Raw genomic sequence first — 20,617 nt, forward strand, 5'->3', positions numbered from 1 at the left:
TCCCGTGACATCCCAGTTCATCGTTGCCGGAAACATCCGGGACATTCACCTCGTTCGCAAGTCTGCGGACTCTGCGGCTCATGTGCTGACCACATCCGAGGTGATCGTCGGTCTGTTGATCCGTCGTCGCTACGACCTCGTCTACTCGTATGATCCAGTGGACGGTATCCGGTTGGAGTACCACGGAACCGAAGTGGATCCGGAGTCATTCTTCTCCTCAACACATCTCGGGCGTGCCACAGCCTCAACAACAGGCCGGCTGGCAGACCTGATCAGAAATGCTCGCGCGCCGGGAGCTCCCCGGGTCGCGGTGGTCATCGCTTATGCGTCCCGTCTGTGGGCAGAGGAACCACACGCCGGCCCGGACCTCCGGGGGTTGTTTGCCGCCGCAGAAAAACGTGCCAACAGCAATGACGGCGAAGACCAGCTCAGGAACAACCCGGGGCGGTTCGACTGCGGCATTTTTTGGCTCGCCGACGAGGCCCAGGACGCACCACAATGGCTGTCTCGCGCATCCGGCGTGCGTCTAGTGCATATTCCGTTGCCCTCCCTCGGGCTACGCAAGTCAGGCGCCGGGCTCTTTCTTCGCCGCATGGATGACCCGGCAAGGACGGACGCCGCGGCGGCAAGTGCCGCAGAGACCGTCCTGGCAGATCTCTCGCAAGGCATGACCCTCCGCGAGATCGACAGCGTCGTCACACTGGCCATCGAGCAGGGAATAGACATCACACGAATCGATGAGGCGCTCAGAAGCTACCGGCTCGGCGTCCTGGAGAGCCCGTGGGGAGATCCACTGCTCCTTCAGCGCCTCAAACGGGGAACCGACAGCATCGGCCGGCGCGTTCTCGGGCAGCCAAGGGCGATCCAACAAGCCCTCACCGTTCTCACCCGGTCAGCGATGGGTTTGACCGGGGCGCACGTCGGAAACGCCTCCGGGCGGCCGCAAGGAATATTGTTTTTCGCGGGTCCCACCGGTGTGGGCAAAACCGAGCTCGCGAAAGCCCTCGCCGAGACACTGTTCGGAGCCGAGGACGCCTATATCCGCTTTGATATGAGTGAATTTTCGGCTGAGCACAGCGAAGCGCGGCTGATCGGCGCACCTCCGGGATACGTTGGCCACTCCGCCGGAGGCGAGCTGACAAACGCTGTGCGTGATCGACCTTTCTCCATCCTCCTGTTCGATGAAATTGAAAAGGCGCACCCGCGGATCCTCGATAAATTCCTGCAGATTCTGGAAGACGGCCGTTTGACCGACGGATCTGGCGAAACCGTCTACTTCAGTGAGACTGTCATCGTTTTCACCTCCAATCTCGGCACTTACCGGTCATCCAGCGAAGCTGGCGCGTCCGATAACTTCGCCCGCTGGGGCGACCCCTACCGCGACACCGAAGCGAAGGTCCGACGTGCCATTGAAGTGCACTTCACTGAACAACTCCAGCGCCCCGAGCTACTAAGCCGCATCGGAGACAACATCGTCGTCTTCGACTTCATCTCCGAAGCGGTCGCACGCGAGCTCGTCCGAAAATACCTCTCCGCCGTCATCCGGCGCGTGCAAACACGCCATGGCATCACCCTGCGGATACTCCCGGACGTTTCAAACACCATCGAAGAAAATGCCGTCGAGAACCTCGCCTTCGGCGGCCGTGGCGTCGGCTCAATAGTTGAAACACTCTTCGTCAACCCGCTCACCCGAGCGCTCATATCGGCAGAAAAATCTGCGCAAGCGCTGGCGGCCAGCCAGCTGACTCGACTCGAGTCGTCCTGGGAACTGAGGCTCACCAGCAGCGACGACAACCAGCCATTTACATCCAAGCACTTCTAATCCTGGACGGGACACAGATGGGGGCGTGCATCCCTCAGTCGGTGTCGAGGCGGTTTACCCACTTGGCAGCAACCAAGGTCGAGCGTCCCGGCACACCGAGCCGCTCCCGCCGGGCGCAGAGCCGTGTTGCGGCATGCCACAGAATCTCTTAGCGTCATGCCGCCCTGCTCCCCCACCGGTCCGACCGATGTACGACCGAGTACGAAGCCAAGAGTGGACATTGTCCACACTCTCGTTTTGCCACATTCCCACTCTTAACCGGGTATCACGCGGGCTTCGCCATTGTGACGGAAGGTTCAATATCGGCGTTCAACGCAGGCCTGGGCCAGGAGGCGCTTCGCTAAATCTTGCTGATCCACATCAGTCGCCATGGGATCTCATGGTTCCGCTCATGATCAGGCCTCCGCCAGGCAACACCCGGCGTGTCAGGCCAGCCCCGGATCCACCGCTATTCAGACAGTCCCGCACGGTTCCCACACCGGGAGGTCCTCCGGATGTGGGCCGTCGATTAGTTTTTGAAGACTTCCTTGGCGACCATGATTGCCTGCATGGCCTTGGGCCAGCCGGCGTAGAAGGCCAGGTGGATGATGGCTTCTTTGAGTTCGGTTTCTGTCAGTCCGTTGACCTGGGCCCGGGCGAGGTGTCCGCGGAGCTGGTCGGTGCTTGCGCTGGTGACGAGGCTGGCAACCGTGATGAGGCTGCGTTCCCGTGGGGAGAGTTCGGTGCGCTCCCAGATGTCTCCGAAGAGTACGCCGTCGGTGAGTTCGACGAGTTTGGGGGCGAAGTCGCCGATGAGCTGTTGGGCGCGGGTCTGGTTCGTGTCGGTCATGAGGATGGTCCTTCCGGGTGAATGGCGGCTTGATGATGTGGCGTGCGGTCAGGTTTGAAGGAGGCCGGTGCGGCGAAGCCACGAGTCGACGTCCGCCCCTGCGTTTTGGACTTCTTCGCCCCGTACGGCGAGCCCTTCGGCGATGACGGCGCCTGGGCAGGATCGGGCGTAGTCACGTTCCGTGGTTCCCAGCGCGCTCATGGCGTGGGTGGTGACGGGATGGATGGTCTTGCCTGTGAAGTCGTGGCTTTCGGCGAACGTGGTCATGATCATCGGTGCCCTGACGTTCCAGATTCCGCTGGCAAGGAGCACGGTGTCGTATCCTCCTATGGAGGACAGCGGGTTGGCGATGCCGGGGCGGGCGTCGTTGTTCTGCTCGCGGACGTTCTGTGCCACCGTGGCGTCGTAACTGTCCGGGTAGGGATCAGCCGCCTCGATCCGGTGAACGTCGCAGCCTGTCCGGTCCCGGATCATGCCGGCGAGGACTTCGGTGTTACCGACGGTGAGGTTGGTGCGGCCGCCGTTGTAGTAGTTCTCCCCTGCACGTGAAAAGTAGACCAGCAGGATTCGGCTGCTGTTTCCCGGGGGAACGAGGGTATTCGGTGCGGAGCGGGCATCTGGCTTAGGCATGGTTGTGGTTTCCGGGTCAGTTCTTGGTGGGGCGCATCCCGATATGGCGGCGCCGGCAAGTGTGCTGACCAGCGCTCCGGCCCCAATTTTGAGCATCGAGCGTCGGCCAACGACGTGCAGTGTGGTCATGGGGGCTGGGATCAGTCGATCCGTCGTCCGCCGAGCCAGCTGACCATGGCGGGGTCGCGGTGGTCGAAGAAGAGGCTGGCTCCTGTGTCCAGGGCGGCGATCTGCTGCATCTGCGTGTCGGTCAGTGTGAAGTCGAAGACGTCCAGGTTCTGGGCCATGCGCTCCGGCCGGACGGACTTGGGGATGACTACGATGCTGCGCTGGATGAGCCAGCGCAGGACAACCTGGGCGACTGATCTGCCGTGGGCCTGGGCGATGGCTCTCAGAACCGGGTCGGTGAACAGGTTGTTCTTTCCTTCGGCGAAGGGACCCCAGGATTCAATCTGGACGCCGCGTTCGCGCATCAGCGCCTGGTCGGTTTCGCGCTGGTGGAACGGGTGGGTTTCGATCTGGTTGACGGCGGGGATGATCTCGTTGTGATCGATGAGGTCCACGAGCCGGTCGGGGTGGAAGTTCGAGACACCGATGGCGCGGGCGCGGCCTTCCTTGTTGATCTCCTGCAAGGCCCGCCATTCGCTGTAGTAGTCGCCCAGGGGCTGGTGGATCAGGTACAGGTCGACGTAGTCGAGGCCGAGCCGGTTCAGGGAGTTCTCGAAGGCACGTTTTGTGTCCTCTTCAACGCTGCCGGTGGGGGCGTGCTGGATCCATAGTTTGGTGGTGACGAACAGTTCGTCGCGGGAGATGCCGCTGGCCTTGATCGCTGCGCCCACGGCTGCTTCGTTGAGGTACGAGGCCGCCGTGTCCAGGTGCCGGTAGCCGGCTTCGAGGGCGGCTTCGACGGCGGCCTGGGTTTCCTCGTCGGGGATTTGGAAGACGCCAAAGCCCAGGATAGGCATTTCGACGCCGTTGTTCAGGGTCACGGTTTGCATGGTTTTGCTTCGGGTGGATGGAGGTTCGGGATCTATCGGGTTGCTTGTTGGTGGGCTGCTGCGTAGTCGGTGTCACTGACGGGTTCAAGCCATCTGGCGCTTTGTCCGTTTTCGTGTTCGACCATGGCCAGATGTGTCATCAGGCTCTCGGGCGCAGCACCGTGCCAGTGTTCTTCTCCGGCAGGAGTGTGGACGGTGTCCCCCGGGCCGCGAGCCTGTCAAGTTCTTTGTGTAAGTGAGGTGCTGGCTCATCGGTTCAGGTAAGGTCCGAGCCGGTCGGGATAGTTCAGAACGAGGACGCCGAGGGCTTCACTCCAACCTTGCGTGAAGGTTCCTTCAACGAGTTTTTCTACACTCTTCCGGTTGCTGCGGGTCCTTGAGTCCAGTTTGGACCGTTCCCTGGCGCGTTTGTCTTCGATGTTGCAGATGGCGAGCCAGAGCAGTTTCACGGCGGCCTGGTCGTTGGGGAAGTGTCCGCGGTTCTTGATGATCTTCCGCAGTTGGTAGTTGAGCGACTCGATGGCGTTGGTTGTGTAGATGATCCGTCGCACCGGCGGCGGGAAAGCCAGGAACGGGGTGAACTTCTCCCAGCCGTTGCGCCAGGTCCGCACCGTTGCCGGGTATTTCCGTCCGAGCTCGGAGGCCTCGAAGGAATCGAGTTCGTCCTGCGCGGCGTCGGCGGTCGGGGCGGTGTAAATCGGCCTGAGAGCCGCTGCGACCCTTTTCCGGTCCTGATAGCTGATGAACCGCATCGAGGCGCGGATCAGGTGCACCACACAGGTCTGGACCGTCGCCGCCGGCCACGTCCCGGCGACAGCCTCGGGGAACCCGGTGAGCCCGTCGCAGCAGACAATGAGGACGTCTTTGATGCCGCGGTTGGCGAGTTCCGCGCAGACGCCGGCCCAGGATTTCGCGCCTTCGCTGGCCTCGACCCAGATGCCCAGGACGTGCTTGATGCCCTCCATGTCCACGCCCACGGCGATGTGCGCGGCACGGTTCTGGACCTGGTGCCCGTCACGGACCTTGATGACGATCGCGTCCAGATAGAGGATCGGATAGATCGGATCCAGTGGGCGTTTCTGCCACTCCAGCACTTCATCGAGGACCGAATCGGTGATCTTCGAGATGGTCTCCTGGGACAGCTCGGTTCCGAGCGTGGACTCCAGATGATGGGCAATGTCGCGGACCGTCATCCCGCCGGCGTAAAGGCTGATGATCATGTCATCCAGGCCGGCGGTCCGGCGCGCACCCTTGGGAACCAGATGCGGGCTGAACGACCCGTCACGGTCCCGCGGCACAGCCAGGTCCACGTCCCCGGCAGAAGTCCCCAGCGTCTTCGGATACGACCCGTTGCGCGAATTGGGCAGGAACCGTCCGACCGGATCACCCTTGTCATAGCCCAGGTGCCCGGTCAGCTCGGCTTGCAGCCCGCGTTCGAGAGAGGCCTTGATCAGCTGCTGGACAAAACCGTCCTTGCCATCGAGCTCGAGCCTGCCGGAATCGATCTGCGCCATCAGCTCATCAAAGGCGCCGGAGGCCTTCAAAGCATCCATGCTCCCGGCCGCCGCAGCCCTGCGTGCCAGCTCCTCCGGAAGCACTTCACGGGGTTCAGTCATAGCCACAATGATTCTCCAATCACCCCACCGGCTACATCCCTCCTACACAATCAATCTGACACCCTCCCGGCCGCATGAGGATGACGGTGCCATCACGTGTTGCCACGATCCCGGCACCCTCAGTGCAGTGCAGAGTTTGCCCGAGCGGATGGGAATGCCAGTTGGTCCGCGCTCCCGGAGTGAAGTGCACCAGCGCGGCAATGAGCCGCGATGGTGAGTCCCCCGCGCTGGCCACGTACGCCTGGAACGGGGCGGCGGCTGCGCCGCTGAACACGAACTCCCGTCCAGGCTTGCGGAGCGTCAGGACGCCGGTCCGCTTGAAGTCGCTCAGCAAGTAGATCGCCTTCATCCACCGATACGAGGTCGCCTCGCTCAGCGGGTGCGAGCGGATGTGGAGCACGTCTTCCAAGAAGTCCATGCCGTGCTCGACGCTGAAAGCATCTGCCGGCATCGCGCCTGAATGCCTGCACAACTTGTCCCACACGATGCGGTACTGCGTGATGACAGACGGCTTGTAATTACGTCGCTCCATCTCCACGATGATCGCCCCCACGAGATCGGCGACGGTGACAATCTGGTCCTCCATTGCATCCCTCCAGCCTTGAGTGGTGGCGCTTATGCGTCACTCTTCAAGGCTGGAACGTTATGCAAAGCTTCACCACCGGAGCCACCCCCACGGAACCACCGATCCTGCACATGGGCGTCACACCTCTAGCCGTCGTCGAGCCAGGCCCATAAGCTTCGACCACCGGTAAACGATCGTGCTCAGGGGATCAGACATGCTCAAATACGATGAAAAGTTGCTGAAGCTGCGGCTCGAGCCACTTGACCGCTCGGCAAAGAGGGCGTTCGCGGCCGCCAGCTGCTGCCTATGCGCTTGGCGCCTGGCTCACCGACGACCCTCAGGAGGCTGTCTGGGCAGGTCGGCAGCTCTTTGACGCGGCCGGATGACATCCTGACCACCCTGGGAACGGTCACGCGAGGGATTACTGGTGGCAACTTCTCCGGAGGGCGCTATTACATTGCTCCAGACGGCCGCGGTGCTGCGTTCGATGCAGACGGTGTGTTCCAATACTTCGGGGTTTTCAGGCCATGACCGATCTCATCCTGCCTCTCGGTGACGTACTGTCGAGCGTGGACTACGAGCTGTTGGGTTGGGAGGAGGCCACCGCGCACATTGATGAGGTCGCCATGGCGGTAACACTGCATTGGCGGACGTCACCAATGACGCGGATCCATTGGTCTACCGACGCGGAGAACGAAGGCCTCGTCCAGGGCGGGCCCAGCGAAGCCGACCCCAGTCCGGAGCTAACGATCACCGACGTCTCCGAGCGGTGGGGCGGCCTTATCGGGGAGCGCCTCACCGCTTGCACGTTCTCTCATTCGGATCCGCCCAGTGACCTTCCATGGGCGATCAATCTCCGATTCGCCTCCGGTGCGAACCTGGTCATAGCGCTGGGCGAACTGCTGGACGGCCAGCCGACCTACATGCCCGACACGCTTCTTGTGATCGGGTCGCGGGAAGCCGCCGTATCGTACAGCCCCCCGGCGGCGCTGGGAACGGCTTGGAGCGATCGCCATGAGTAGCGTTGTCCGCCGGCCTTCGGCGCGTCAGACCTGAAAACCACCGAGATCTATGCCCGCATCGACGGAGAGATGAAACGACAACCGCTCCAAGGCGCCTTCACCAACCTCACCCCGCCCGATGCCATGCCCCACTGGCACCAGGACAAAGACATGCTCACCTGGCTAACAAACCTCGGACGCTCACCGCCAAGACAGCCGGGCGTTATGCCAAGAAACCCTGCGAGTGCCTTCAACAAGCCAGCGCGAACGACGACCGTTGCATAACATCCTGCTGCGCATAACCAAGGTGCTCGGGTCTGAATTTGCCAGACTTTAGTTCCACGACCACAAAACGGTTGGTCGGCACATGTACGAGGAGAAGGTCGTCAGGAACATCCCGGGCACGAAGCGCGGCACGACCCTCAGCAGCGCGTCCGGCTCCCGCCGAGTGCCACCAATCCAGCCAAATCAACGCCGAATCCGTCTACGACGGCAGCAGAAGCCAGCGTCACTGGGGCGGCCCGTTGGACGCGAGCAGGACCTGGCCACGTCATGGAAGCCCACGGGGAAAGCAACTGCAAAGCAGCGAAGATTTCCACAGCCAGGACCGGTCATGTCGCCTGCCCCGCGGACGACAATGAAGAAGTAACAAGCACCGACCAGCGATGCAAGGAGCAAGCCGGCCACCAACAAAAAAGGCCCCCGAAGGGGCCTATAAGTGAACAGTTTGTGCACACTCAGAGGCCAACAGGCCCCTGAACAGGGAAAACACTGTGCCCGAGGTGGGACTCGAACCCACACACCTTTCGATACCGCATTTTGAGTGCGGCGCGTCTGCCAATTCCGCCACTCGGGCGCGGATTACACGGAGTAACAATCTTAGGCTCACAGCTACGTTGTGAGCAACGCGATCGCTTCCAGTGCGCGAAATTACTCTACATGCAGATAGGCTGAATTCCAGAATCGCGCCAGTGAAGCCGCAACGAACCCAAGCAGTTCCAAGTACAGCGGCGGGCACAACTAAGATGGACTAGTTCCCGCCGTACCTTTCAAGGAGTTCCCGTGTCAGAACAGACGGAGTCAAACCCCAACACCCAGCCGGCGCGCCGCGTTATTGTCGCCGAGGACGAGACCCTTATCCGCCTGGACATCATCGAAATCCTCCGGGGCGAGGGCTATGATGTCATCGGCGAAGCGGACAACGGCGAGAAGGCCGTCCAGCTCGCCGAGGAACTCAAGCCTGACCTCGTCCTGATGGACGTCAAGATGCCGGTCATGGACGGCATCTCCGCCGCCGAGAAGATCGTCAAGGCCCGCATCGCCCCCGTAGTCCTCCTTACCGCCTTCAGCCAGAAGGAACTCGTGGAGCGCGCCCGGGACGCCGGTGCCATGGCCTACGTGGTCAAGCCGTTCACCCCCGCGGACCTGATCCCCGCCCTGGAAATCGCGCTCTCCCGCCATGAGGAGATCAAGGCCCTGGAAAACGAGGTCTCGGACCTCCAGGAGCAGTTCGCCACCCGCAAGCTCGTAGAGCGCGCCAAGAGCCTGCTCACCACCAAGATGGGCCTTACCGAACCCGAGGCCTTCCGCTGGATCCAGAAGACCTCTATGGACCGCCGCCTCAGCATGCGCGAGGTCGCCGAAACCATCATCAACCAGGTCAACTAAGCTCACGGCCCCGGCCGGCCACGTACGACGACGGCCTGCCGGGGGCCTGCCACCCGGCACTACCGGGTTAGCAGCAAGACAAAAAGGGAGGCTCCCCGCCAATCGGCGGGGAGCCTCCCTTTTGTTCTGCGTGCGGCTCGCGCCGCACGCAGGGGACGTACTAGGCCTTCTTCTTCTTTTCCGGCCAGGGTCCGAGCTTTTCCTTGTTGCTAACACCTTCGCCGGAGCGGCCGGTGTCGGTAAGGTCGCCCACCTTGTGCACCTTCAGCGAGTTGGTCGAACCGGCCTTTCCGGGAGGCGAACCGGCAGCGATAACCACCAGGTCGCCGTCTTCCACCAGGTTCAGTTCCAGCAGGCTGCGGTCCACCTGCGCGGTCATCTCGTCGGTGTGGTCCACCATGGGGACCAGGACCGGCTGGATGCCCCAGGTCAGTGCGAGCTGGTTCCACACCTGCTCCACCGGAGTGAACGCGAAGACCGGACGGACCGGACGCAGGCGGGAGAGGCGGCGGGCCGAGTCACCGGACTGGGTGAACGCACAGATGTACTTGGCGTCCAGCTGGTCGGCGATTTCGACGGCGGCACGGGTGATGGCGCCGCCACGGGTCTTGGGCTTGGTGCCCAGCGGGGGTACGCGCTCCAAGCCGTGGACCTCGGTGGATTCGATGATCCGTGCCATGACCTTGACGGTCTCGATCGGGTACTTGCCCACGCTCGTCTCGCCGGAAAGCATAACTGCGTCGGCGCCGTCGAGCACGGCGTTGGCGCAGTCCGAAGCCTCTGCACGGGTGGGGCGCGGGTTGTCGATCATGGACTCAAGCACCTGGGTGGCGACGATGACCGGCTTGGCCCAGCGGCGGGCCAGTTCAATGGCGCGCTTCTGGACGATCGGCACCTCTTCGAGCGGCAGCTCCACACCGAGGTCGCCACGGGCCACCATGATGGCGTCGAAGGCGTCGATGATCTCGTGCAGCTGCTCAACGGCCTGCGGCTTCTCGATCTTGGCGATCACCGGCACGCGGCGTCCCTCTTCGTCCATGATTTCGTGGACGCGCTTGATGTCCGAAGCGTCACGCACGAATGACAGGGCAACCATGTCCACGCCGCGGCGCATGGCCCAGCGCAGATCGTCCTCGTCCTTTTCGCTCAGCGCGGGGACGTTGACGGCAACACCGGGCAGGTTGATGCCCTTGTTGTTGGAGACCATGCCGCCGACAGTCACCTGGGCGACCACCTTGACGTCGTCGACCTCAAGGGCCCGCAGGGCGACCTTGCCGTCGTCGATCAGCAGCGCGTCGCCGACGTTGACGTCGTCGGTCAGGCTCTTGAGAGTGGTGGAGCAGATGTCCTTGGTGCCGGGGACGTCTTCGGTGGTGATGGTGAAGATGTCGCCGACGGCCAGCTCGTGCGGGCCGTCAACAAAGCGGCCCAGGCGGATCTTGGGGCCCTGGAGGTCAGCCATGATGGCCACGGGCTTGCCGAGCTGCTTCGATGCCCTGCGGACGTTCTCGTACGTCACGTCGTGCACCGAGTAGTCGCCGTGGCTCATGTTCATGCGGGCAACATCCACGCCGGCTTCAACAACTGCGAGGGTGTTCTCGAAGCTGGAAATAGCCGGTCCGAACGTTGCCACGATTTTTGCGCGTCTCATATACCTACCCTATTGGTCTGTTTCTGGATTGAAGTTGTACCGCTGGTGAACTTCCGTGGTCCCCCGATTGTGACTGCAGAGTCGCGACTAGAGAACGGCGATCGCCCGGTCGGTTGGGGCAACCGGGGCAGGCAGGATCGTAGTTCCCATCAGGAATTTGTCTACCGCCGCAGCACAGGCGCGGCCTTCGGCGATGGCCCACACGATGAGCGACTGTCCGCGGCCGGCGTCACCGGCAACGAACACACCCTCGGTGTTCGTCATGTAGTAGCCGTCACGCGCCACGTTGCCGCGGCCGTCGAAGTCGGCGTGGACCTGATCAGTGATGCCAGCAGGCTCCGCACCGGTGAATCCCAAGGACAGGAACACCAGGTCCGCGGGAATGATCCGCTCGGTGCCCGCCTTGGGGAGTCGCTTGCCGTCCACGAATTCGGTCTCGGCAACCTTCACGCCGGTGAGCTTGCCGTTTTCGCCGACGAACTCGACGGTGGAGGCCAGATACGTCCGCTCGCCGCCTTCTTCATGCGCACTCGCCACCTCGAAAAGCGTGGGGAACGTGGGCCAGGGCTGGTTCGGGGTGCGTTCCACGGACGGCTGCTTGCCGATCGCCAGCGTGGTCACGGACGCGGCGCCGTGACGGTGCGCGGTGCCGAGGCAGTCCGCGCCGGTGTCACCGCCGCCCAGGATCACCACATGCTTGCCCTTGGCGTGGATCTGGTTCTCCACCTGCTCCCCCGCCACCACACGGTTGGCGGGAACGAGGTAATCCATGGCGAAGTGGACGCCCTCGAGTTCGCGTCCCGGAATCGGCAGGTCGCGCGGCACGGTGGCACCGGTGGCAACCACCACGGCGTCGTAACGCCGGCGGAGCTGCTCCCAGGTCACGTCGCTGCCCACGGCCACTCCGGTGCGGAAACGGGTGCCTTCGGCCTTCATCTGCTCAAGGCGGCGGTCAACCTGCTCCTTCTCCATCTTGAAGTCGGGGATGCCGTAGCGCAGGAGGCCGCCGATCTTGTCGTCGCGTTCGTACACGGCAACGGTGTGACCCACGCGCGTCAGCTGCTGGGCAACTGCCAGGCCGGCTGGGCCGGAGCCCACCACTGCCACGGTCTTGCCCGTCAGGCGGGTCGGCGGCAGCGGGTTGACCCAGCCGTTGTCGAAGGCTTGATCGATGATGGAAACTTCAACCTGCTTGATGGTCACCGCGGGCTGGTTGATCCCCAGCACGCAGGACGCCTCGCAGGGTGCCGGGCACAGGCGGCCGGTGAATTCCGGGAAGTTGTTGGTGGCATGCAGCCGCTCAATAGCTTCCTCGCCCTTGTCCCGCCACACGAGGTCGTTCCACTCGGGAATCAGGTTGCCCAGCGGGCAGCCCTGGTGGCAGAACGGTACGCCGCAGTCCATGCAGCGGCCGGCCTGGCTCTTCAGGACACCCTTTTCCTGGGCCTCGTAGACTTCCTTCCAGTCCATGATGCGGACGGGAACGGGACGGCGCGGCTGGGTTTCACGCTGACGTACTTTCAGAAATCCGCGTGGATCAGCCACCGGTCACCTCCAGGATTCGAGACCATACTTCTTCGCCATCGGGGTCCAGGCCCTCTTCGATCGCGTCAAGACGGGTCTGCAATACGGCCGCGTAGTCGCGCGGCAGGACTTTGGTAATGCGGGCTGCGGTGTCGTCGAAGTTTTCGAGCAGACGCTGCGCGTGCAGCGATTCCGTCTCTTCGACATGCTTGACCAGGAGACCGTGCACGATGTCGCGGTCCTCGGCATCCAGTTCGCGCAGCTGCAGTTCGCCGGACTCCAGCGCCTGCTTGTTGACGCGGGTGGTCCGCAGGTCCAGCACGTAGGCCGTTCCGCCGGACATGCCCGCACCGAAGTTGCGGCCCGTGCGGCCGATGATGAGCGTCTGGCCGCCGGTCATGTACTCGCAGCCGTGGTCGCCGATGCCTTCGACAACTGCCGTGGCGCCGGAGTTGCGGACCAGGAATCGTTCGCCCACCTGGCCGCGCAGGAACATCTCGCCGCTGGTGGCACCGTAACCGATCACGTTGCCGGCGATCACGTTGCTCTCGGCCTGGAACACGTTGGTGCGGTCCGGCCGGACGATGATGCGGCCGCCGGAGAGGCCCTTGCCCACGTAGTCGTTCGAGTCGCCGAACATGCGCAGGGTGATGCCGGCAGGCAGGAAGGCGCCCAGCGACTGGCCCGCAGTGCCGGTCAGCGTGATGTCGATCGTGTCCGTGGCCAGCACGTCCGTGCTGAACGTCTTGGTGACGACGTGGCCCAGCATGGTGCCCACGGAGCGGTCCGTGTTGATGACGTCCACGGCGATCTTCACCGGGGTGCGGTCGGTCAGCGCCTCGGCGGCCATGGTGATGAGCCGCTGGTCGAAGTGCTTGTCCAGCTCGTGGTTCTGGCCGGTCAGGTTCCGCAACGGGGCGTCGTCGTCGAACTCGAGTCCGTGCAGGATCGGGTCCAGGTCCAGCCCTTCGGCCTTCCAGTGATTGATCGCCTCACGGGTGTCCAGCATTTCGGCGTGTCCGATGGCCTCTTCGATGCTCCGGAAGCCAAGCTCCGAGAGGATCTCACGGACCTCTTCAGCCAGGAACTCGAAGAAGTTGACCACGAACTCCGGCTTGCCGCTGAAACGGGCGCGCAGCTCGGGGTTCTGCGTGGCCACGCCCACCGGGCAAGTGTCCAGGTGGCAGACGCGCATCATGATGCAGCCTTCAACCACCAGCGGGGCCGTGGCGAAGCCAAACTCCTCGCCGCCGAGCAGCGCGGCGATCACGACGTCGCGGCCGGTCTTCAGCTGCCCATCCACCTGCACCACCACGCGGTCGCGCAGGCCGTTGAGCATCAGGGTCTGCTGGGTCTCTGCGAGCCCCAGCTCCCACGGGACACCGGCATGCTTGAGCGAGTTCAGCGGCGAGGCGCCGGTACCGCCGTCGTGACCGGAAACCAGTACGACGTCGGCCTTGGCCTTGGTGACACCGGCGGCAACTGTGCCGATTCCCACCTCGGAGACGAGCTTGACGTGCACCCGGGCCGAAGGATTGGCACGCTTCGCGTCATAAATCAGCTGGGCGAGGTCCTCGATCGAGTAGATGTCGTGGTGCGGGGGCGGGGAAATAAGTCCGACGCCGGGGGTCGAGTGGCGCGTCCGGGCAACCCAGGGGTACACCTTCTGCGCCATCAGCTGGCCGCCTTCGCCGGGCTTGGCACCCTGCGCCATCTTGATCTGGATGTCGTCGGCGTTGCTCAGGTACAGGCTCGTGACACCAAAACGGCCGGAGGCAATCTGTTTGACCGCCGAACGGCGCTCGGGATCCAGCAGGCGGTCCACGTCCTCGCCGCCCTCACCGGTGTTGGACTTGCCGCCCAGCCGGTTCATGGCGATCGCCAGGGTCTCGTGGGCCTCCTTGGAGATGGACCCGTAGCTCATGGCGCCGGTGGAGAAACGCTTGACGATGCTGGAGACGGGCTCCACTTCCTCGAGCGGCACCACGGGACGGGCACCGGTCTTGAACTTCAGCAGGCCGCGGAGGGTCATGAGGTTTTCGGACTGGTCGTCCACGCCGCGGGTGTACTGCTTGAAGATGTCGTAGCGGCGTTCACGCGTGGCGTGCTGCAGCCGGAAGACCGTCTCAGGGTTGAACAGGTGCGGCTCGCCGTCGCGGCGCCACTGGTACTCGCCGCCGCCGAGCAGCGGGCGGTGCGGCTGCTCGATGCCGCCCTCCGGGTAGGCCATCTGGTGCCGCGCGGACACTTCAGCGGCGATGACGTCGAGTCCGACGCCGCCGAGCTGGGAGTGGGTGCCGGCGAAGAATTCGTCCACCAGTTCCTGGCCGAGGCCAAGGGCTTCGAACGTCTGAGCACCGGTGTAGGAGGCAACCGTGGAGATGCCCATCTTGGACATGATCTTCAGGACGCCCTTGCCGAGGCCTTTGATCAGGTTGTAGACGCCGTCCTGCGGGGTCACGCCAACAACGTCGCCGCTGCTGATGAGCTGTTCCACGGATTCCATGGCCAGGTACGGGTTCACGGCGGAGGCGCCGTAGCCGATCAGGACTGCCACATGGTGGGTCTCGCGGACGTCGCCGGCTTCGACCACCAGGGCGGTCTTGGTGCGGTTGGCGCTGCGCAGCAGGTGGTGGTGCACGGCGCTGACCAGCAGCAGCGACGGGATGGGTGCCCACTGGGCGTTTGAGTCGCGGTCCGAGAGCACCACGTACTGCACGCCGCGGTTGATGGCACCGGACACCTGCTCGCAGATTTCCGTGAGGCGGGCACGCAGGGCGTTTTCGCCGCCTTCGGGGCGGTACAGGCCGCGGACCTTCATGGCGATCCTGTCGCCGTCGGGCGTTTCGATGTTGGCGATCTTGGCGAGCTGGTCGTTGTTGATTACCGGGAACGGCAGCGAGACCTGCGGCTGCCGGACCTGCTTGGTGTCCAGCAGGTTGCCGTTCGGGCCGATGGCGCACATCAGGGACGTGACCAGCTCTTCGCGGATGGCGTCCAGCGGCGGGTTGGTGACCTGCGCGAAGGACTGCACGAAGTAGTCAAAGAGGAGCCGCGGGCGCTTGGACAGCACGGCCACGGGAGTGTCCGACCCCATGGCGCCGAGGGGCTCGGCACCGGTGCGGGCCATCGGGCCCAGCAGGATCTTCAGTTCTTCAGTGGTGTAGCCGAAGGTCCGCTGGCGGATGTTCACGGACGCGGCGGTGTGCACCACGTGTTCGCGTTCCGGCAGGTCGTTGAGGTCGATCAGGTTGTCCTTGACCCACTCCGCCCACGGGTTGGCGGCAGCGACTTCGGCCTTGACCTCCTCGTCGTCGATGATCCGGCCGGCTTCGGTGTCCACCAGGAACATCTTGCCCGGGGAAACCCGGCCCTTTTTGACCACCTTGGAAGGTTCGACGTCGATGACGCCCACCTCGGAGGCGAACACCACCAGTCCGTCTTCGGTGATCCAGTAACGGCCGGGGCGCAGGCCGTTGCGGTCAAGCGTTGCGCCCACCAGGCTGCCGTCGGTGAAGGAAACGGCAGCAGGGCCGTCCCACGGTTCCATCAGCAGGGAGTGGTATTCGTAGAACGCCTTGCGGGCAGGATCCATCGTGGCGTGGTTTTCCCAGGCCTCCGGGATCATCATCATGATCGAGTGCGTGATGGGACGCCCGGACAGCCAGAGCAGCTCTGCCACTTCATCGAACGACGCCGAGTCGGAGGCACCCGGGGTGCAGATGGGGTACAGCTCCTCGGGGGAATCACCCAGGAGCGGGTTGGCCAGCTGGGACTGGCGCGCGCGCATCCAGTTCCGGTTGCCCTTGACGGTGTTGATTTCACCGTTGTGGGCGATGGTGCGGAACGGCTGGGCAAGCGGCCAGGACGGGAACGTGTTGGTGGAGAAGCGCGAGTGGACGATCGCGAGTTTGGTCTTGAAGCGCTTGTCCGAGAGGTCCGGGTAGAACGGCTCAAGCTGGGCGGTGGTCAGCATGCCCTTGTAGACGATGGTCCGGGAGGACAGCGACGGGAAGTACACGCCGAACTTGTTCTGCGCGCGCTTGCGGATGCGCCAGGCCCGGGAATCGAGTTCGTTCCGCTCCAGCACTTCCCCGGTGCTGGAGGCAAAGAACGGCTGCGAGAAATAGGGCATGCATGCACGCGCCATGGCACCGACCAGGTCGGCCACGATCGGGACCTCGCGCCAGCCGAGGACCGTGAGGCCTTCATCGGCTGCGAGTCCTTCGATGCCGGCTTTGGCGGCATCGGCTTCGCGCTGCTCGGCCGGCAGGAATGCCGTACCCGCTACGTACTGTCCGGGCGCCGGAAGCTCAAACTCGGTGACGGCGCGGAAAAACTCGTCCGGGATCTGCATCAACAGTCCGGCGCCGTCGCCCGTTCCTTCGTCGGCACCTACGGCACCGCGGTGCTCAAGGTTGCGCAGGGCGGTCAGGGCGGCGTCGACGATGTCATAGCCGGGCTCCCCGCGGAGCGTGGCAATGATGGCCAGGCCGCAGGCGTCCTTCTCCTGCTCCGGGTTGTAGAGCCCACCGGCCTCCGGCAGCGCCGCGAACCGCTTGAACGGCGACATGGCGGCTGCAGGCTGGTTCGGTTCGGACCAACTGGGGCTGTGAAGAGTTTGGGTCATGGGAGACGTCCTTCCTCCTGATCGAGCGTATGGAAGGGACAACGTTGGCCCCACTCGCGGTGCCTGTGTGATGGGCACAACAAAGTGTTACTTACTGGAAATTGTAGGTCAGCCCGGCCTGCTGAACTAACAGTTACGCAGGCCCTGACCCGGGCTTGACCCGTCGGCAGCTCTGTGCTGACGGGAACGGGGCCCTGGTGCCACGACGCTGTGGGAACGGGCGCTGCGGGCGGTAGCCCTGCTGCCCGGTTTGCCGGCCCTGACTACTTGGTGCGGTCAGTGTCCGGCGCGGATCCGGAGTCCTGGTGAGCGGAGTTGCCGGCTGCCGGCGGGCCCTGGGCGGGCCTGGTGCCGACGGCTGGATCCGTCACCGCTTCAGTTGGGGCGGAAGTGTGCCCCGGACCGCTTTGGTTATCAGGGAGATTATCACGGGACCCACTATCTGAGACACTCTTGTCCGAATGCCGGATGCTTTTGCCGTCCGCCGGAACAGCTGCCAGTTCGCCGTCTTCGCGGTCCCCGGCCGGGGCACCGTCGCTGTCAGCCGCAGCACCGCCCTCGCTATCGGTGTCGCCGTCCTTTGCGGCCGGAACGTGTCCGGCAAGGTACGGGGTGTCCGGTTCATCGCGTTTGCGGAGCCCCAGTGCAATGAACACGATCAGCGCGGCAAGGAATACGAAGATGCTGGTCCAGACGTTGAGCCGGGTGGTGATACCGAACAGGCTGATCTGTTCGGCATCGTCGATCCGCATGGCTTCGATCCAGACCCGGCCCAGGGTGTAGTACATGGCGTAGAGCCAGAACAAACGCCCGCGGCGGAAGTTGAACTTCCGGTCGAGGGCCAGCAGGATCAGCACGCCCGCGATGTTCCAGAGGGACTCGTAGAGGAATGTCGGGTGGAAGAGCGTGTCGGCCGGCATGCCAGCCGGGAAGTTAGCATTGTCGGCGTCGATCTGCAGGCCCCAGGGAAGGGTGGTGGGACCGCCGAAGAGCTCCTGGTTGAAGTAGTTGCCCCAGCGCCCCAATGCCTGGGCCAGCAGCAGCCCGGGAGCGGCGGCATCCAGGAACGCGGTCAGCTTGACGCCTGCACGGCGGCAGCCGATCCATGCGCCCACGGCGCCGAGCAGTACGGCCCCCCAGATCCCCAGTCCGCCGCGCTGGATCTGCGGAATCAGGGACAGGTCGCCGGTGCCGTCGAAGCCGGGGCCGAAGTAGGCGTCCGGGGATGAGAACACGTGGTAGAGGCGGCCGCCGATGATGCCGAACGGAATCGCCCAGATGGCGATGTCCCACAGACTGCCCTCCGGCGTGCCCCTCTTGGTCCAGCGGACCGACGTCAGCCACAGGCCAACAACGATTCCGGCAAGGATGCACAGCGCGTAGGCGTGGATGCGCAGGGACCCCCACGGCAGCGGGATATCGAACCCGGACCAGTCCGGGCTCGGAATGCTGGCGGGGAGCATGGCCGCCGCGTGGAGGACTGTCTGCATTGTTTAGGCTTCTTCCCTGGTCAGGCCGGTGCTGAGGTCTTTTGTCAGGGCGGCGACAGCGTCCACGCCGCCGTCGCGGATGGCGGCGACCAGTGCCGTGCCAACGATCACGCCGTCTGCGTAGGCTGCGATCTCGCGGACCTGGCCGGCATTGGAGACTCCGAGGCCCACGCATACACGTTCGGCACCTGCCGCATGCGCGGCGGCCACGACGCCTTCCGCTGCGCTGCTGACGGAGGTCCGGGCACCGGTGACGCCCATGATGGACACTGCGTAGACGAAGCCGCGGCTGGCATCCACCGTGCGCTTCATGCGCTCCGGGGAGGAGGACGGTGCCACAAGGAAGACCCGGTCCAGTCCGTACTTGTCCGAGGCAGCCATCCATTCAGAGGCTTCGTCGGGAATCAGGTCGGGGGTGATGAGCCCGGCTCCCCCGGCTTCGGCCAGCTGGCGGGAGAACTCATCCACGCCCATCCGGACTACAGGGTTCCAGTAAGTCATGACCAGGACGGCGGCGTCGGTCTTGCTGGTGATGCCGCGGACCACGTCGAACACCTGGCGGACGTGGAAACCCTTGGCGAGGGCCTCGGTGGTGGCAGCCTGGATGACCTGTCCGTCCATGACGGGGTCCGAGTAGGGGATCCCGATCTCAATCAGGTCGGCACCGTTCTCGGCCAGCGCGATGCCGGCTGCGATGGTGTCCTCCACGCTCGGGTAGCCGGCGGGCAGGTAGCCGATGAGGGCGGCCCGTCCTTCAGCGCGTGCCTTGTCGATGGCGGCTGCCGATTTGCTGGTGCTGGTGATGTCCTGAACGCCGGTCACAGCTGTTCCCCTTCTTTGCCGATCTCGGCCTCAACGGAATCCTTGTCCAGCAGGTCGAACCATTCGGCGGCCGTGGCCACGTCCTTGTCCCCGCGGCCGGAGAGGTTAACGATCACGATCTTGCTGTCCGCGGGCTTGCCTTCGGCGGCAGCCTCGGCTGCGAGGCGCTGACCCACCTTGATGGCACCCGCCAGGGCGTGGGCCGATTCGATGGCCGGGATGATGCCTTCGGTCCGGCACAGGACCCGGAAGGCGTCCATGGCTTCGGCGTCCGTGATGGGTTCGTAGCTGACGCGGCCGATGTCCGAAAGGTAGGCATGCTCCGGGCCGACGCCGGGATAGTCCAGGCCCGCCGAGATGGAGTGCGACTCGATGGTCTGTCCGTCGTCGTCCTGCATCAGGTACGAGCGCGCACCGTGGAGCACGCCAGGCTTGCCCAGGCTGATGGTGGCGGCGTGCCTTCCGGTTTCCACGCCGTCGCCGCCGGCCTCGAAACCGTAAATCCGAACCGAGGGATCGTCCAGGAAACCGTGGAAGATGCCGATCGCGTTGGAGCCGCCGCCGATGCAGGCGCAGACGGCGTCCGGCAGCCGGCCGGCCTGTTCCAGGATCTGGGCGCGGGCTTCTTCGCCGATGACCTCGTGGAAGTACCGCACCATCGCCGGGAACGGGTGGGCTCCGGCGGCCGTGCCGAGCAGGTAGTGGGTGTGGTCCACGTTCGCCACCCAGTCGCGGAGCGCCTCGTTGATGGCGTCCTTGAGTGTCTGCGATCCGCTGGTTACCGGGATGACCGTGGCACCCAGGAGCTCCATGCGGGCCACGTTCAGGGCCTGGCGCCGGCAGTCCTCGGCGCCCATGTACACCACGCACTCGAGGCCCAGCAGGGCGGCGGCCGTTGCGCTGGCCACGCCGTGCTGGCCCGCTCCGGTTTCGGCGATCACGCGGGTCTTGCCCATGCGCTTGGCCAGCAGTGCCTGGCCCAGGACGTTGTTGATCTTGTGCGAACCGGTGTGGTTCAGGTCCTCGCGCTTGAGGAAGATGCGGACTCCCCCGGCGTGCTCCGCGAAGCGCTTGGCCTCGGTAAGCAGGGACGGACGGCCGGAGTAGTTCTTGTTCAGGTCCTTGATCTGGGCGACGAATTCCGGGTCGGCCTTGGCCTTTTCGAAAGTATCTTCCAGCTCATCCAGGGCCGCGATAAGGGATTCGGGCATCCAGCGCCCGCCGTAGGAGCCGAAGTACGGACCCGGCGCGTGGCGCAGGGACCGGTCTCCTTGCAGAAATGCGTCCGCGGTGCCCTCATCAGAGCCGGTTGTTGGCGCGTCGACCATCGGTCTCACCATCCTGTTCCACTGTTCATAAGAAAAATCGGGT

The 20,617-nt window shown here is 64.2% G+C and carries 14 protein-coding genes and 1 tRNA gene; 3 read left to right on the forward strand and 12 right to left on the reverse strand.

Annotated elements, in window-relative coordinates:
- Positions 1-4: 4 nt before the first annotated feature.
- Positions 5-1,822, forward strand: a complete 1,818-nt coding sequence (locus tag JOE31_RS21855) for an AAA family ATPase (protein ID WP_307864427.1) — start codon at positions 5-7, stop codon at positions 1,820-1,822.
- Between the two features lie 508 nt (positions 1,823-2,330).
- Here JOE31_RS21855 and JOE31_RS14300 read toward each other — a convergent pair.
- The 5 genes from JOE31_RS14300 to JOE31_RS21860 all read right to left on the reverse strand — a co-directional run bounded on the left by JOE31_RS14300 (position 2,331) and on the right by JOE31_RS21860 (position 6,481).
- On the reverse strand, positions 2,331-2,651 hold the full coding sequence (locus JOE31_RS14300; protein WP_209745762.1) for a carboxymuconolactone decarboxylase family protein: 321 nt from the start codon (positions 2,649-2,651) through the stop codon (positions 2,331-2,333).
- 48 nt (positions 2,652-2,699) lie between these two features.
- Positions 2,700-3,281 (reverse strand): flavodoxin, encoded by a 582-nt coding sequence (locus tag JOE31_RS14305; protein WP_245199204.1) that lies wholly within the window; start codon positions 3,279-3,281, stop codon positions 2,700-2,702.
- Positions 3,282-3,421: 140 nt separating this feature from the next.
- A complete protein-coding gene (locus JOE31_RS14310; RefSeq protein WP_209745766.1) occupies positions 3,422-4,279 on the reverse strand; it encodes an aldo/keto reductase in 858 nt (285 codons plus the stop codon).
- Positions 4,280-4,527: 248 nt separating this feature from the next.
- A complete protein-coding gene (locus JOE31_RS14315; protein ID WP_245199708.1) occupies positions 4,528-5,832 on the reverse strand; it encodes an IS256 family transposase in 1,305 nt (434 codons plus the stop codon).
- Positions 5,833-5,926: 94 nt separating this feature from the next.
- Complete coding sequence (locus JOE31_RS21860; protein ID WP_209745770.1) at positions 5,927-6,481, reverse strand: hypothetical protein; 555 nt, start codon at positions 6,479-6,481, stop codon at positions 5,927-5,929.
- Positions 6,482-6,987: 506 nt separating this feature from the next.
- Here JOE31_RS21860 and JOE31_RS14325 point away from each other — a divergent pair.
- Complete coding sequence (locus tag JOE31_RS14325; RefSeq protein WP_209745772.1) at positions 6,988-7,482, forward strand: hypothetical protein; 495 nt, start codon at positions 6,988-6,990, stop codon at positions 7,480-7,482.
- Positions 7,483-8,235: 753 nt separating this feature from the next.
- Here JOE31_RS14325 and JOE31_RS14330 read toward each other — a convergent pair.
- Positions 8,236-8,317: transfer RNA gene (locus JOE31_RS14330), tRNA-Leu, on the reverse strand.
- Between the two features lie 206 nt (positions 8,318-8,523).
- Between JOE31_RS14330 and JOE31_RS14335 the strand changes: the two genes are divergently transcribed.
- Positions 8,524-9,129 (forward strand): ANTAR domain-containing response regulator, encoded by a 606-nt coding sequence (locus JOE31_RS14335; protein ID WP_011691554.1) that lies wholly within the window; start codon positions 8,524-8,526, stop codon positions 9,127-9,129.
- A gap of 160 nt (positions 9,130-9,289) precedes the next feature.
- Here the strand turns inward: JOE31_RS14335 and pyk are convergent, their stop codons facing one another.
- The 6 genes from pyk to trpB all read right to left on the reverse strand — a co-directional run bounded on the left by pyk (position 9,290) and on the right by trpB (position 20,574).
- Positions 9,290-10,780, reverse strand: coding sequence for a pyruvate kinase (gene pyk, locus JOE31_RS14340; RefSeq protein ID WP_209745775.1), 1,491 nt, complete (start codon positions 10,778-10,780; stop codon positions 9,290-9,292).
- A gap of 87 nt (positions 10,781-10,867) precedes the next feature.
- Positions 10,868-12,325, reverse strand: a complete 1,458-nt coding sequence (locus tag JOE31_RS14345) for a glutamate synthase subunit beta (protein WP_209745778.1) — start codon at positions 12,323-12,325, stop codon at positions 10,868-10,870.
- A complete protein-coding gene (gltB, locus tag JOE31_RS14350) occupies positions 12,318-16,934 on the reverse strand; it encodes a glutamate synthase large subunit (RefSeq protein WP_209745781.1) in 4,617 nt (1,538 codons plus the stop codon). Before gltB ends, JOE31_RS14345 begins: the two co-directional genes overlap by 8 nt.
- Before the next feature lie 263 nt (positions 16,935-17,197).
- Positions 17,198-18,424, reverse strand: coding sequence for a prolipoprotein diacylglyceryl transferase (gene lgt / locus JOE31_RS14355; RefSeq protein ID WP_209745784.1), 1,227 nt, complete (start codon positions 18,422-18,424; stop codon positions 17,198-17,200).
- A 3-nt stretch (positions 18,425-18,427) separates the two neighbouring features.
- Positions 18,428-19,246 carry a tryptophan synthase subunit alpha gene (gene trpA, locus JOE31_RS14360; protein WP_209745787.1) on the reverse strand — a complete coding sequence of 273 codons (819 nt, stop codon included), beginning with the start codon at positions 19,244-19,246 and terminating at the stop codon, positions 18,428-18,430.
- Entirely contained in the window at positions 19,243-20,574 is a 1,332-nt protein-coding gene (gene trpB, locus JOE31_RS14365) for a tryptophan synthase subunit beta (protein WP_209745791.1), read from the reverse strand. Before trpB ends, trpA begins: the two co-directional genes overlap by 4 nt.
- Positions 20,575-20,617: the final 43 nt, after the last annotated feature.

The organism is Arthrobacter sp. PvP023 (assembly GCF_017832975.1).
GTDB lineage: Bacteria > Actinomycetota > Actinomycetes > Actinomycetales > Micrococcaceae > Arthrobacter.

Excerpts from the sequence above, each read along its gene's own strand:
- JOE31_RS14300 (WP_209745762.1), bottom strand. The coding sequence starts at position 2,651 with ATGACCGACACGAACCAGACCCGCGCCCAACAGCTCATCGGCGACTTC.
- trpB (WP_209745791.1), bottom strand. The coding sequence starts at position 20,574 with ATGGTCGACGCGCCAACAACCGGCTCTGATGAGGGCACCGCGGACGCA.
- pyk (WP_209745775.1), bottom strand. The coding sequence starts at position 10,780 with ATGAGACGCGCAAAAATCGTGGCAACGTTCGGACCGGCTATTTCCAGC.
- lgt (WP_209745784.1), bottom strand. The coding sequence starts at position 18,424 with ATGCAGACAGTCCTCCACGCGGCGGCCATGCTCCCCGCCAGCATTCCG.
- JOE31_RS14310 (WP_209745766.1), bottom strand. The coding sequence starts at position 4,279 with ATGCAAACCGTGACCCTGAACAACGGCGTCGAAATGCCTATCCTGGGC.
- JOE31_RS14305 (WP_245199204.1), bottom strand. The coding sequence starts at position 3,281 with ATGCCTAAGCCAGATGCCCGCTCCGCACCGAATACCCTCGTTCCCCCG.
- JOE31_RS14325 (WP_209745772.1), top strand. The coding sequence starts at position 6,988 with ATGACCGATCTCATCCTGCCTCTCGGTGACGTACTGTCGAGCGTGGAC.
- JOE31_RS14315 (WP_245199708.1), bottom strand. The coding sequence starts at position 5,832 with ATGGATGCTTTGAAGGCCTCCGGCGCCTTTGATGAGCTGATGGCGCAG.
- gltB (WP_209745781.1), bottom strand. The coding sequence starts at position 16,934 with ATGACCCAAACTCTTCACAGCCCCAGTTGGTCCGAACCGAACCAGCCT.
- JOE31_RS21860 (WP_209745770.1), bottom strand. The coding sequence starts at position 6,481 with ATGGAGGACCAGATTGTCACCGTCGCCGATCTCGTGGGGGCGATCATC.